The 13762-nt window shown below is 41.1% G+C and carries 10 protein-coding genes; all 10 read left to right on the top strand.

Annotated features, from left to right (window positions below; all coding sequences use genetic code 11):
• Window positions 1–20: 20 nt before the first annotated feature.
• The 10 genes from bshC to murD all read left to right on the top strand — a co-directional run bounded on the left by bshC (window position 21) and on the right by murD (window position 13714).
• Window positions 21–1646 (top strand): bacillithiol biosynthesis cysteine-adding enzyme BshC, encoded by a 1626-nt coding sequence (bshC, locus tag WMZ97_RS02755; protein WP_343270527.1) that lies wholly within the window; start codon window positions 21–23, stop codon window positions 1644–1646.
• Between the two features lie 319 nt (window positions 1647–1965).
• Complete coding sequence (gene mraZ, locus WMZ97_RS02750; RefSeq protein ID WP_343270526.1) at window positions 1966–2397, top strand: division/cell wall cluster transcriptional repressor MraZ; 432 nt, start codon at window positions 1966–1968, stop codon at window positions 2395–2397.
• 82 nt (window positions 2398–2479) lie between these two features.
• The gene (rsmH, locus tag WMZ97_RS02745) at window positions 2480–3460 is read left to right on the top strand and encodes a 16S rRNA (cytosine(1402)-N(4))-methyltransferase RsmH (protein ID WP_343270525.1); all 981 of its coding nucleotides are present in this window, start codon (window positions 2480–2482) and stop codon (window positions 3458–3460) included.
• Window positions 3457–3825, top strand: a complete 369-nt coding sequence (ftsL, locus tag WMZ97_RS02740; protein ID WP_343270524.1) for a cell division protein FtsL — start codon at window positions 3457–3459, stop codon at window positions 3823–3825. The genes rsmH and ftsL overlap by 4 nt, the downstream gene beginning before the upstream one ends.
• 15 nt (window positions 3826–3840) lie before the next feature.
• On the top strand, window positions 3841–6024 hold the full coding sequence (locus tag WMZ97_RS02735) for a penicillin-binding protein (RefSeq protein WP_343270523.1): 2184 nt from the start codon (window positions 3841–3843) through the stop codon (window positions 6022–6024).
• Between the two features lie 83 nt (window positions 6025–6107).
• Window positions 6108–8051, top strand: coding sequence for a stage V sporulation protein D (locus WMZ97_RS02730; protein WP_343270522.1), 1944 nt, complete (start codon window positions 6108–6110; stop codon window positions 8049–8051).
• A gap of 451 nt (window positions 8052–8502) precedes the next feature.
• The gene (locus tag WMZ97_RS02725; protein WP_343270790.1) at window positions 8503–9972 is read left to right on the top strand and encodes a UDP-N-acetylmuramoyl-L-alanyl-D-glutamate--2,6-diaminopimelate ligase; all 1470 of its coding nucleotides are present in this window, start codon (window positions 8503–8505) and stop codon (window positions 9970–9972) included.
• Window position 9973: 1 nt separating this feature from the next.
• A complete protein-coding gene (locus tag WMZ97_RS02720; protein WP_343270521.1) occupies window positions 9974–11332 on the top strand; it encodes a UDP-N-acetylmuramoyl-tripeptide--D-alanyl-D-alanine ligase in 1359 nt (452 codons plus the stop codon).
• A 55-nt stretch (window positions 11333–11387) separates the two neighbouring features.
• On the top strand, window positions 11388–12371 hold the full coding sequence (mraY, locus tag WMZ97_RS02715) for a phospho-N-acetylmuramoyl-pentapeptide-transferase (protein ID WP_343270520.1): 984 nt from the start codon (window positions 11388–11390) through the stop codon (window positions 12369–12371).
• Window positions 12368–13714, top strand: coding sequence for a UDP-N-acetylmuramoyl-L-alanine--D-glutamate ligase (murD, locus tag WMZ97_RS02710; protein WP_343270519.1), 1347 nt, complete (start codon window positions 12368–12370; stop codon window positions 13712–13714). The genes mraY and murD overlap by 4 nt, the downstream gene beginning before the upstream one ends.
• Window positions 13715–13762: the final 48 nt, after the last annotated feature.

The following is a 13762-nucleotide window of genomic DNA, read 5'->3' as shown; positions in this document are numbered from 1 at the left end:
TTTAAAGGAGTACGAAATCAATGCGAATCAACCCTATTTCGTTACAAAAACAATCGAAACTAATAAATGATTATCGAAATAATGAACAAATGATTATGGATTTTTTTGATTATCATCCATTTGAACAATCCAGCTACCAAAAAAGGGTGCAAGATTTACATGAGCGGTTTTTCAACAGAGAACAATTAACAAAAAACTTGGCAACGATTAACAGTCAATGGGATGCTCCTGATTCTACCCATGCGAATATAAATAAATTACGTGATCCAAACAGTGTAGTTGTTATTGGAGGTCAACAAGCAGGGTTATTAACTGGCCCCATGTATACAATTAATAAAGTGATTTCGATTATCCAACTGGCTCGCCAGCAGGAAGAGGAGCTATCTATTCCTGTTGTACCTGTGTTTTGGATTGCTGGGGAGGATCACGATTTTGACGAAATGAATCATATTTTTCTGCCGAAAATTCCGCAGATGAAAAAGTACAAATTGCCGCAGCAAATGGATCAAAAAATGCCGGTATCAGCAATAAAAAAAGATGATGTATACGCAAAACAATGGATTGACACGCTGTTTTCCCAGTTGCAGGAAACAGCACATACTAAATCCTTATATCATACAATTGTCGACTGCTTGGATAAGTCTGCTTCCTATGTTGACTTTTTTGCACGGGTGATTTTTGAACTGTTCCCCAATGAGGGCGTTGTACTAGTTGATTCCGCGCATCCATTATTGCGACAGCAAGAGAGTGGTCATTTTTTAGCGATGATCGATAACCAGCAGCAGATCAGCGATGGTGTTTATCGAAGTGAACAGCGTTTGAACCAATTAGGGTATGCTACATCACTTGGTGTCCAGCCGGACGACGCTCATTTGTTTTATACCCGGGGGGACGAGCGAATTTTATTGACCAGGAAGGATTCCGGGGAATGGGTTGGTAAACAGAATGACGTGCAGGTAACAACAACGCAGTTACAAGAAATTGCCGAGGCACAACCGGAATTACTTAGTAATAATGTTGTAACACGACCATTGATGCAGGAAATGCTCTTTCCGACGTTGGCGTTTATTGGCGGTCCCGGTGAAATAAGCTATTGGTCTGCATTACAGCCAGCCTTTCATGCGCTTGATATGACAATGCCGCCGGTTGTCCCGCGGCTGTCATTTACCATCATAGAACGGCATGTGGAAAAGCTATTACATAAGTATGGTGTAACACCTAGTGATGCTGTAAACAATGGTGTAATGCCAGAACGTGGGAATTGGCTGGCCGCACAAAATAATCCGCCAATCAGCTGCATGGCGGATCAGTTGAAGCGGGTGGTTGAGGAAGCGCATAAACCAATGCAGGAAGTTGCCGGTAAAATTCGGGCTGATTTAGGGGATCTTGCAGGCAAAAACTTGGATTATATATTCCGGGATATAGACTATTTAACGAAGCGGCTAAATAAGGAACTTGAAAATAAATACGCAAAAGAACTTTATGAATTTGATGTGATCCACGCCTCATTACATCCGAATAATGGGCTGCAAGAACGCGTTTGGAATCCATTGCCGTGGTTAAATTGGCATGGAAATGATTTTATTGGAGAATTAACCAACAAACCGTGTTCATTTACGGATGAGCATTACCTTGTTTATCTTTAATGCGATGGAAAGAGAGAAGTTACAAAATAAAATAGGTGGAGTATTCTCTACCACTTTCTACCACAAAATTTTAAAAAGCTGTCCTTTATAGCTTAACGAGCTGTACTCGTTTGCAAAACGAACCGCATTACAACCTATGTTTGCGGTCGTTATGGCAAATGATCCATGTACCGTTTATGCTAATGAGGACGGCTTTTTTTAATGTTATTTTGCTATGACAATAGACCCAATTTTGGCTGTTGGATATTTTTTTGAAAAATAGAGTGGTGAATTGTGGGGGATTGTGGTAATATGAATACATGAAAGTGGGGAGAATCCTATGTTCATGGGTGAATTTCAACATAATATTGATACAAAGGGTAGAATTATTGTTCCTGCCAAGTTCCGTGATGAGCTTGGTGACAGCTTTGTTATTACCCGTGGATTGGATAAATGTTTATTCGCTTACCCAATGAATGAATGGAAAATTCTTGAAGAAAAACTAAAAAAACTCCCACTTACCAAAAAAGACGCTAGAGCATTCACCCGTTTTTTCTTTTCTGGAGCGGTCGAATGCGAAGTTGATAAACAGGGCAGAATAAATATTCCACAGCCATTAAGAAACTACGCCGTATTAGATAAGGAATGTGTCGTTATCGGTGTATCCAATCGAATCGAATTTTGGGCTAGCGAGAATTGGGAAGACTACTTTAACGATTCAGAGGAGTCATTTGCAGAAATCGCTGAGAATCTAATGGACTTTGATATTTAATGTGGGGAAATCGCTAGTGACGATCCATAGAACTTGCGCAGTCCCAATGAACCCCATCCCTGTTGAAATAGGTGGAAAAAATATGTTTGAACATTACAGTGTATTAAAAGAAGAAGCAGTGAAGGGCTTGGCAATCAAACCAAATGGTACATATGTCGATTGTACAGTTGGCGGTGCAGGACATGCTGAACAGATTGCATCACGTCTAGCCAAGGATGGGTTACTCGTAGCTTTTGACCAGGATATAGATGCGTTACAAGCAGCTGCTAAGCGCTTGGAACCCTATCTCGATCGCGTGCAATTTGTCCACGCCAACTTTCGGAAGCTGGAGCAGAAATTGGCGGATCACAGCATCGATCATGTAGACGGGATTCTATTTGATCTTGGTGTCTCTTCCCCACAGCTTGATCGTGGGGACCGGGGGTTTAGCTATCAACACGATGCAACACTTGATATGCGGATGGACCAGGAACAGGAATTAACGGCATTTACCATTGTCAATTCCTGGGACTATGCACAATTAGTGAAAATATTTTTTACGTACGGAGAAGAGAAATTTGCCAAGCAGATCGCCAGGAAAATAGAGACATACCGTAAGACAATGCCCATTGACACCACCCACCAATTAGTGGAAGTTATTAAGGATGCGATTCCGGCGGCTGCTCGCAGAAAAGGCGGTCACCCGGCTAAACGGATTTTTCAGGCATTACGTATTGCCGTAAATGATGAATTGCAAGCATTTCTTGATGGGTTACATCAGGCTGCCAAAGTAGTTTCTGTGCATGGCAGAATCTCCGTTATTACGTTCCACTCCCTGGAAGACAGATTATGCAAACAAGCATTTAAAAAATGGAGCACACCAAAAGAAGTACCACGAAATTTACCAGTGATACCAGAGGGGCATGAAGCTCCATTTCAATTAATTACGAGAAAGCCGATCAATCCAAGTGATCAAGAACTGGAAGTGAATCGACGTTCACGGTCAGCTAAATTACGTATTGCCGAAAAAATAAACTACTGGAATGAAGAATTCACTTATAAAGAAGGGTGGAAGAAATCATGAGTGCAAGTCACGCTCGCAAATGGGAACAATCCTATCAAACTCAAGCGCCACAAAAAAAACAAGTAAAAGTTGTACGGAAGACAAGCTGGATTACGAAAGGAGAAAAAGTATTATATTCTGTAGCCAGTGCATGCTTGATTGCTGCGGGAATGTATATGGTTTCATTTTCCTCTTCAACCGATAGTCTTAATCGGGATCTTCAATCGCTTGAATCGACCGTCCAGGGCAAACAGGTAAAAAACGAAGGATTGCTTTATGAAATGAAGGAATTGTCCAGACCAGAACGGATCACTTCGATAGCTAAAAAACACGGATTAAAAATTCAAGATGCAGAGGTTAAGCATGCTAGCGCACTAAACAACTAACAAGGTGGATTAGGTATGAAAAAAAACAAGACAACACACTTCATGTCTGGAATCCTGATTCTTGTATTTGTTGCGATTTTTCTAACGGTAACTGGCAGATTTTTGTACATCCAAGCAACAGGTGAGATTAATGGTGTCTCATTAGACGAATGGGCAGCTCAGAAACGGACCACGTCATATAATCTTCCTGCAAACAGGGGAAAAATAATGGATAGTAACGGAATGACGCTTGCCTATGATCGGCCGACATTCCGTGTTTATGCTATTGTAGACGAAACGTATACTAACAACACTGAGAAGCCAATGCATGTTGTTGACCCAGAAAAAACTGCTGAAAAATTGGCTCCAATACTTGATATGGATAAAGCATCCATTCTTAAACGATTAGAAGATGGAATCAAAAATGATAAGTTCCAAGTGGAATTCGGTTCAAATGGGAAAGAACTAACCCAGCAGACAAGGGATAAAATTAATAAGCTCCATTTACCAGGTATTAAATTTGATAAAGAAGCACTTCGCTATTACCCAAATGGTATGTTTGCCTCGCAAATTATTGGATTCGCCCGCAAGAATGATGATGGTATATCCGGGGTTACGGGTATGGAGAATCAAATGAATAAAATATTAGCTGGGAAACAAGGGCATATTTCATACAAACGGGATAAATATAGCACAAAGTTATTAAAGCCAGAAGAGGTTATCCAAGAACCGGAAGATGGCAATAATGTTTACTTAACCATTGATCAAAAGGTGCAAACCATTTTGGAAGATGTCATGTCCCAGGTGGAGAAGAAATATAAACCAAAACGCATGACGGCTATTGTCATGAATCCAAAGAATGGTGAAATTGTGGCTATGAGTAATCGTCCAAGCTATAATCCTAATAAACTTTCAGATGTCGAGAACTGGTACAATGATGCTATTTCTACACCATTCGAACCAGGATCAACGATGAAGATGTTTACATGGGCCGCCGCGATTGAAGAAGGGGTTTATAATGGAGATGACACCTATAAATCTGGTCAATATAAAGTTAGTGAACGGGATAAGGCAATTCGTGACTGGAAACAATCATGGGGAACCATTACCTATGACCAAGGGTTTCAACGTTCTTCCAATGTTGCAGCAGCAAAGCTGGCATGGGAAAAGATAGGTTCTGATAAGTATCTGGATTATTTAAAAGCCTTTGATTTTGATGAAAAAACCGGGATTGATTTACCTGGAGAAGTACCAGGGAAAATATTGTATGATTGGCCAATTGAAAAGGTAACATCAGCTTTTGGTCAGGGGACTACGTTAACACCGATCCAGCAAATGAAGGCAGCATCTGCAATTGCCAATGATGGGAAAATGGTCAAACCTTATGTAATTTCGAAAATAACTGATTCCAAAACGGGCGAAATCATGAAAGAGACCAAACCAGAAGTTGTCGGTAAGCCGATTTCAAAAGGAACAGCGGATCATGTGAGAGATTTGCTCGAAACGGTTGTTACTGAGAAACATGGCACAGGGAAAATCTTTCATTTGGAAAATTACTCTGTAGCCGGTAAAACGGGGACTGCACAGCTGCCGGATTATGAAAATGGTGGATACCTTTTGGGGGAGGAAAATTATGTTTTTTCCTTTTTAGGGATGGCCCCTAAAGATGACCCGCAATTAATGATGTATGTTTCCGTTAAACAACCAAAACTGGATATGGAAAACTATGAATCCGGATCTGTCCCTGTATCGTTTATTTTTAATAATGTGATGAAGAATAGTTTGCGCTATTTAAACATCGAACCCGACAAAGATTCGGATCAGTCGGTTAATAGTATTGAAATACCGGAAATTACTGGTGAACCGACTAAACCATTGAAAAAACAACTTACGGATGCCGGATTGGATGTTACCACTATTGGAAATGGAAAAAAAGTAGTTGATGCAAGTGTCAGCAAAGGGGATAAATTATTACCGAATGATCACGTTTTATTAGTAACAGATAAACCGGCAATGCCAGACATTACTGGATGGTCATTACGTGAGGTTCTACGGTTTACTGACTTACTCCAACTTAAAGCGGAAACGATAGGAAATGGCTATGTTGTCAGCCAAAGCATTGAAAAAGGAAAAACGCTTCATAAAAACGATTATCTAGCTGTAGATTTACAGGGGCCAGATAAAGAAAAAAACAAGAAGAAAAAAGCTGGTGAAGAATAAGCGCTCCAGATGAAACAGTGTTCTATTCGGATTCTTTCATTCATATAGTGGATACAAGCCTGCCTATGAAAAGGGGATGTAAGATGAAACGTGTATCTGCTGTAACCGTAAGAAAACGAATAGTCACTGTTTTTCTTTGTGGATTATTAGTACTAGCTGTCATTGTCGTTCGGCTGGGCTATGTGCAATTTATGATTGGTGATAAGTTGATGGCAAAGGCCAATGATTCATGGACAAGGGATATTAAATTTCAGCCTGAGCGAGGAGAAATTTTGGATGAGAGTGGAGAAGTTTTAGCTGAAAATGTTTCCGCGCCGTCCGTGGTTGTTGTCCCTAGGCAAATTAAGAATCCGCAAAAAACGGCGGAACAATTGGCGTCGGTACTAGATATGTCTGTTGATAAAGCATATGAAGATGTCACCCAAGCAAAATCACAGGTAAGTATTCATCCAGAAGGACGTAAAATTTCCAAAGAACAGGAAAAAAACCTTCGCTCCCTTCAACTTGATGGTGTATACCTTGCCAAGGATTCAAAACGCAATTATCCGAATGGGAATGCACTATCGCATGTGCTTGGTTTTACGGGAATTGACAATCAAGGTTTAATGGGACTGGAGCTTTATTATGATGATAATCTTAGTGGGGAAGAAGGCAGTTTATCCTTTTATTCAGATGCCAAAGGAAAAAAACTCACCGATCTGGCAGATGTTTACCGTTCGCCAGTAGATGGATTGAATTTGAAAACGACCATTAATTCCAAGGTCCAAACCATTATGGAGCGTGAGTTGGACTTGGCCGTAGAGAAATATAATCCGGACGGGGCGTTGGCAATAGCGGTCAACCCTAAAGACGGCGGGATACTTGGAATGAGTTCGCGACCGAATTTTAATCCGGAAAATTACCAGGATGTAGATGCTGAAATATTTGACCGCAATTTACCAATTTGGAAAACCTATGAGCCAGGTTCCACATTTAAAATCATTACGCTGGCTTCTGCCCTGGAAGAAGGAAAAGTAGATTTGGACAACGATACGTTTAATGACGATGGATCCATTGATGTTGATGGAACTGAATTACACTGCTGGAAAAGTGGTGGTCACGGTCATCAAACTTATTTGGAGGTCGTTCAAAATTCCTGTAACCCCGGGTTTGTTAGTCTTGGTATGAAATTAGGGAAGGAAAAGTTATTCTCTTATATTGACCATTTTGGTTTTGGTAAGAAAACCGGGATTGATTTACAGGGAGAAGGAAACGGTATTTTGTTTAATCCAGAAAAAATTGGTTCGGTAGAAGTAGCAACAACCGCTTTTGGACAAGGGGTTTCGGTTACACCAATCCAACAGGTAATGGCTGTTTCTGCGGCCATAAATGGCGGGTATCTATACAAGCCGCACATTGCTGACGAATGGGTTGATCCGAAAACCAAAAAAGTGGTCGATAAAGTCAAAACAGTTACGAAAGATCGGGTGATTTCTAATGATACATCAAAAGAAGTCAGACGTGCATTGGAAAGTGTTGTTGCCAAGGGATCGGGCCGGCCAGCTTATATTGACGGCTACCGGGTTGGTGGAAAAACAGGGACTGCGCAGAAAGTAGGTCCAAATGGCGGTTATATGGAAAATAATTATATCGTCTCCTTTATTGGGTTTGCTCCTGCCGATGACCCGGAAATGGTCGTTTATGTAGCCGTTGATAATCCAAAGGGAACCGTACAATTTGGTGGTGTTGTTGCAGCCCCAATTGTTGGATCAATCATTGGGGACAGTTTACGGGCAATGGGGGTTGAGCCTAGAGAAGGCGGCCTGGATAAGGAATATGTCTGGCCGGAACAGCCAAAAATCGAAGTACCAGATTTAATTGGCCTCGACAAACGAAAACTGACAGAATATATGACGGATTTATCTGTTGAAACGAGTGGTTCAGGAGATTATATTGTCAACCAAGCACCACAGCCAGGAACAAAAGTAGAACAAGGCTCAAAAATCAGATTATATTTATCCAACAAAAAAGATCGTGCATCAGATTAAATTTTGCTATAATGATAATATCAAAAGCGAAGGCGCCCGATTAGGAGCGTATAGACTGCGCCCTGCCAAGCAGGGTGGTTCGGTGTTGCTGCGCAAAGCAGCGGTCTTAACCGAACATTCTTACCGCCAGAGATAAAGGAAACACGGTGAGCTGAGGGCTACAGGATGTAGGTCAGTTCGGTGTTGCGACAGGACGTCGCGGTTTTAACCGAACTTCCCCTGAACCGATGTTGACTTATCGTACGGAGGTGGTGAAGGAAGTCTATTAGCTCCTGGGCGCCGGAGCTAGACGATCAAAAGCGAAGGCGCCCGGTTAATTTGGTGCTATTGCTGGAGGAATAAAAGGAAACGTGCGCAGGTTGATTTAAGAGGGTGTGGGTCACCCTCTTAAAATTGCGCGTCTTTCAGAATACATATGTAGGTACAATTCAATTTAGTAAGGATGTTTATGATGAAATTAAATGAACTGCTTTTAGTATTACCTTTTTTCTCTACTGTTGAAGCAATTGACGCAATTGAAATTAATGATATTGAAATGGATTCTCGTGAAGTAAAACCGGGTAATCTCTTTGTTTGTATTAAGGGCTATACCGTTGATGGACACGATTATGTTGATCAGGCGATTGCAAATGGTGCTATAGCTATCATAGCAGAGAAAAAACTGGATACATCCGTACCAGTGATCACGGTATCCGATACCGCCAAAGCCCTGGCAATGCTTTCGGTTAAATTTTATGACTACCCCACAAGTAAATTTCCGCTTCTTGGTGTTACCGGTACAAATGGCAAAACAACCGTAACATATTTGCTTGAAGCCATATTTCATCAGCATAACAAGAAGACAGGTGTAATTGGTACCATTCAAATGAAGATTGGTGAAAAGGCCTATCCGGTGAAAAACACTACACCAGATACCCTGTTTTTACAAAAAATGTTTCATCAAATGGCAAAAGATCAGGTGCAAACAGCAATCATGGAGGTCTCCTCCCACGCGTTAGATCAGGGGCGTGTCCATGGGTGTGATTTTGATGTGGCGATATTTACAAATTTGTCACAGGACCATTTAGATTATCATCAATCAATGGATGACTATTTGCGGGCGAAGAGTCTGCTGTTTGCCCAATTAGGGAATAGTTATAATGAACAAACGAGCAAATTTGCTGTTATTAATGTGGATGATGCAGCAAGTGATTTATTAATACGCAGTACAGCCCAGCCGGTGATTACCTATGGTTGTGACAATCCGGCACAGGTTAGCGCGGAAAATATCCAATTAGATGCTGCAAAAACAACATTTACATTAACAACGCCAGTAGGGAATATTGCGATTTCCAGCAGACTGATTGGCATGTTTAATATCTACAATATGTTAGCAGCAAGTGCAGCAGCAATAACGATGCATGTACCGATAACGACCATTAAAGCGGCCTTGGAAACTATTTCAGGGGTTGATGGACGATTTGAACCGGTATTAGCTGGTCAATCATTTGCTACATTAGTGGATTATGCACATACGCCCGATTCCTTGGAAAATGTATTACAGACGATTAAGGGATTTGCCAAAGGGAACGTTTATGTTGTGGTTGGGTGTGGTGGCGATCGGGATAAGAAAAAACGTCCGTTGATGGCAGCTATTGCATTGAAATACGCAGACCTTGCCATTTTTACGTCCGATAATCCGAGAACAGAGGACCCAGAGGCGATCTTGAAAGATATGACAAAAGGGCTGTCAGCAAACAATTATGATGTGATTGTCAACCGAAAAGAAGCCATATCATATGCTATCGAGCAGGCAAAAGATGATGATATTGTCCTGATTGCCGGAAAAGGGCATGAAACGTATCAGCAGATTGGCACTGTAAAATATGATTTTGACGATCGCCAAGTAGCAAAAGAAGCGATTCAAGCTAAGGAGAATTGATATGATTTTTACCACCGAGTGGCTCTCCACACTATTTACGAATAGTAATGAAGAACTAATAACACCGATATCGATAAACAGTGTGATAACTGATAGTCGACAAGCGATGGATAATGCTTTATTTGTTCCATTGATTGGCGAAACGTTTGATGGCCACAATTATGTTAAACAGGCATTTGAAAATGGAGCCGTGGCGGCTATTTGGGATAAACAATATGAAGCACCATCTTTTTTGCCAACCGATTTCCCAATATTTGTTGTGGAGGACACATTAGCTGCCTTGCAAACACTGGCAGCGGCTTACCGGGAAAAGGTTAATCCGACTGTCATCGCTATTACCGGATCCAATGGTAAGACGACCACAAAAGACATTGTTGCGGCTGTTATGAAATCAACGTTTCGAACTCATTATACGAAAGGGAACTTTAATAACCATATTGGGGTGCCATTGACCATACTTTCCATGCCACCAGAAACTCAAATGCTGGTACTTGAAATGGGTATGAATCATTTTGGTGAAATAGAACTGCTTTCTAAACTTGCTAAGCCAGATTACGCAATTATCACAAATATTGGCGAATCACATATTGAATATCTTGGTTCACGTGCAGGGATAGCCAAGGCAAAACTGGAAATCACCCAAGGGCTAAACAAAGACGGTTATCTAATTATTGATGGGGATGAAGCATTATTGGAATCCTGGCATAACCAAAGACATGTAATGACATGTGGATTTAAGGACAGCAACATGATTGTGATTAATGATGTAAATGTGAAGCATCATGAAACTTCCTTTACTTTATCTGATGGAAGTGAGTATGCCATTTCTTTACTGGGTAAACATCATGCAAAAAATGCTGCCTATGCAATTGCATTAGGCAAACACTTGGGAATTGGTCTTTTTGCGATTCAACAATCGTTGCGGTCGCTGTCACTGACCTCCATGCGATTTGAAATGGTAACAGGAAAAGATGGGGTGTCAGTGATTAACGATGCCTATAATGCTTCACCAACATCGATGAAGGCAGCGATCGAAGTCATTAAACAAATGACCGGGTTTACCAACAAAGTGTTAGTACTTGGTGACATGTTTGAATTGGGCAGCTACAGCAAGGAATTGCACCAGTCGGTTGCAGAAGTGATTGATGATTCAATAACCGCGGTCTATACGTTCGGTGATTATGCAAAAGAAATAAGTCTGAAAGTAAGCAGGCAGCATGATTCGGTTACATGTAAACATTTTTCTGATCGCAATGCATTAACAGTTGCTTTACAGTCCTATTTGAAAAGAGATACACTTGTACTGTTTAAAGCTTCACGCGGGATGGAGTTTGAGTCATTTGTTCAGAAGATAAGCTAATAAATTATATCCATTGGTTCATGTGGCGGTTTTTGCACGAGGAGGAGAAGATGCAGTGAACATTTTTGTATTACTTATAACAATTGCAATAGCATTCCTAATAACCTTCCTATTATCTCCCATATTTATTCCTTTTTTACGGAGGTTGAAGTTTGGACAAAGCATACGTGAAGAGGGGCCAAAATCACACCTGAAAAAAACGGGTACACCAACCATGGGTGGAATCATGATTGTTATTAGTGCAGTCGTTACCTCGCTTATTATGGCAACTAAGTTAAGCAGCCCGATTAGCTATCAGCTTTGGTTGTTGATTTTTGTTGTTGTTGGGTATGGGCTGTTGGGGTTTTTAGATGATTTTATAAAAGTAGCTATGAAGCGAAATTTAGGTTTAACATCCAAACAAAAAATGCTTGGACAAATTATTATTGCCCTTGTTTTTTATTTTATTTTGCGCGCTCATGATTTTCCGACATACATTCAAATTCCGGGAACAGCCACACAATTCGACCTTGGGTGGGGTTATGCTATCTTAATTATTGTAATGCTTGTCGGATCATCCAATGCGGTTAACTTAACGGATGGACTTGATGGCTTATTATCCGGAACGGCAGCGATTGCTTTTGGCGCATTTGGAATCATTGCGTGGTATGACTTTTCCCAGTATGAAGTCATTATCTTTGCCCTGGCAGTTGTTGGTGCGCTGCTCGGGTTTCTCATGGTCAATGCGCATCCTGCTAAGGTATTCATGGGGGATACAGGGTCATTGGCGTTGGGTGGTGCAATTGCCGCTATTGCTATATTGACAAAACTGGAAATCCTCTTGGTGATTATTGGTGGTGTGTTCGTTATTGAAACATTATCTGTTATCATCCAGGTCATTTCTTTTAAAACAACAGGAAAAAGGGTATTCAAAATGAGTCCGCTGCACCATCATTATGAACTTCTAGGCTGGTCGGAATGGCGGGTTGTTACAACCTTTTGGTTAATCGGACTCGTTTTTGGTGCACTTGGCATATACATTAAGGTGGGCTTAGTTTGAATAAATTAACAGATTTTCCTTATTCGCATGTTCTTGTTTTAGGATTAGCCAAAAGCGGAACCGCTGCAGCAAAATTATTACTGGACAGTCACATAACTGTACGTGTAAACGATAAGAAGGCGTCCAATGATGATGAAAACGTGCAAGCACTGCGTCAGATGGGGGCAGAAGTAATTGTTGGTTCCCATCCTCTTGCTGTTTTAGACGGGATGGAACTGCTCGTTAAAAACCCTGGTATCCCATATGACAACCCGATTGTTCAAGCGGCGCAGGAGCGAAATATTCCAGTCATTACGGAAATTGAACTTGCTGGTAATATGGTGGAAGGATCGATTATCGGGATTACCGGTTCAAATGGAAAAACGACTACAACTATGCTAACGGCCCAAATGCTTTCAGCAAGCAAAGAACCTGTTCAACTTGCTGGTAATATTGGTACAGTGGCGAGTGATGTTGCGCGAACACTAAAGCCGGAAGAAAAAATGGTTCTTGAACTGTCCTCTTTTCAGTTAATGGGCATTCAGACGTTTAAACCGAAAATAGCAGTGTTGTTAAATATTTTTTCTGCACATTTAGATTATCATGGCAGCTTTGAAAACTATAAAGCGGCGAAATGTAATATTTTCGAGAATCAGACGGCAGACGATTACTTAATTTATAATGCTGATCAAGAAGTAGTGGCAAGTGCAGTGAAATCGGCTGATGCAACGTTCGTTCCTTTTTCAACAAAGCGGAAACAGGAAAATGGCGCATGGGCGGATGATACAAGTATCTATTTCAAAAACGAGAAAATCATAGATAAGCGGGAGATTGCTCTTGTCGGTGAGCACAGCTTGGAAAATATATTAGCAGCGGTCAGTGCTGCTAAGTTAAGCGGTGCTGTAAACGATGGAATTCGCGAAGTTTTAACGACCTTTACCGGTGTACGACATCGATTGCAGTATGTGGATACTATAAATAAGCGGATTTTTTATAATGATTCCAAGGCAACCAATATACTGGCAACCCAGAAGGCATTGTCTTCTTTTCAGGCACCCACCATTTTACTGGCAGGCGGATTAGACCGTGGTAATGGTTTTGATGAGTTACTTCCTTATCTTACCAATGTTAAAATGATGGTGCTGTTTGGAGAAACAAAGAAAAAATTGCAAAGCCTTGCTAAACGGGCGGGGATTCAAACTACCATGTGTGAGAATGTAGAAGATGCGGTTCATATCGCATACGAAAAATCTAATCCTGACGATGTGATATTGCTGTCACCAGCGTGTGCGAGCTGGGATCAATATCAAACATTTGAAGAAAGAGGTGACATGTTTGTGCAAGCCGTGCATACATTAGTATAGGGGCTTGTTTCAAACCAACTGCCACATGGAAAAAGGAAGGACAAGCTA

It is taken from the genome of Lentibacillus songyuanensis (assembly GCF_039548255.1).
GTDB lineage: Bacteria > Bacillota > Bacilli > Bacillales > Amphibacillaceae > Lentibacillus_C > Lentibacillus_C songyuanensis.
This window is presented reverse-complemented; position numbering and strand designations above follow the sequence as displayed.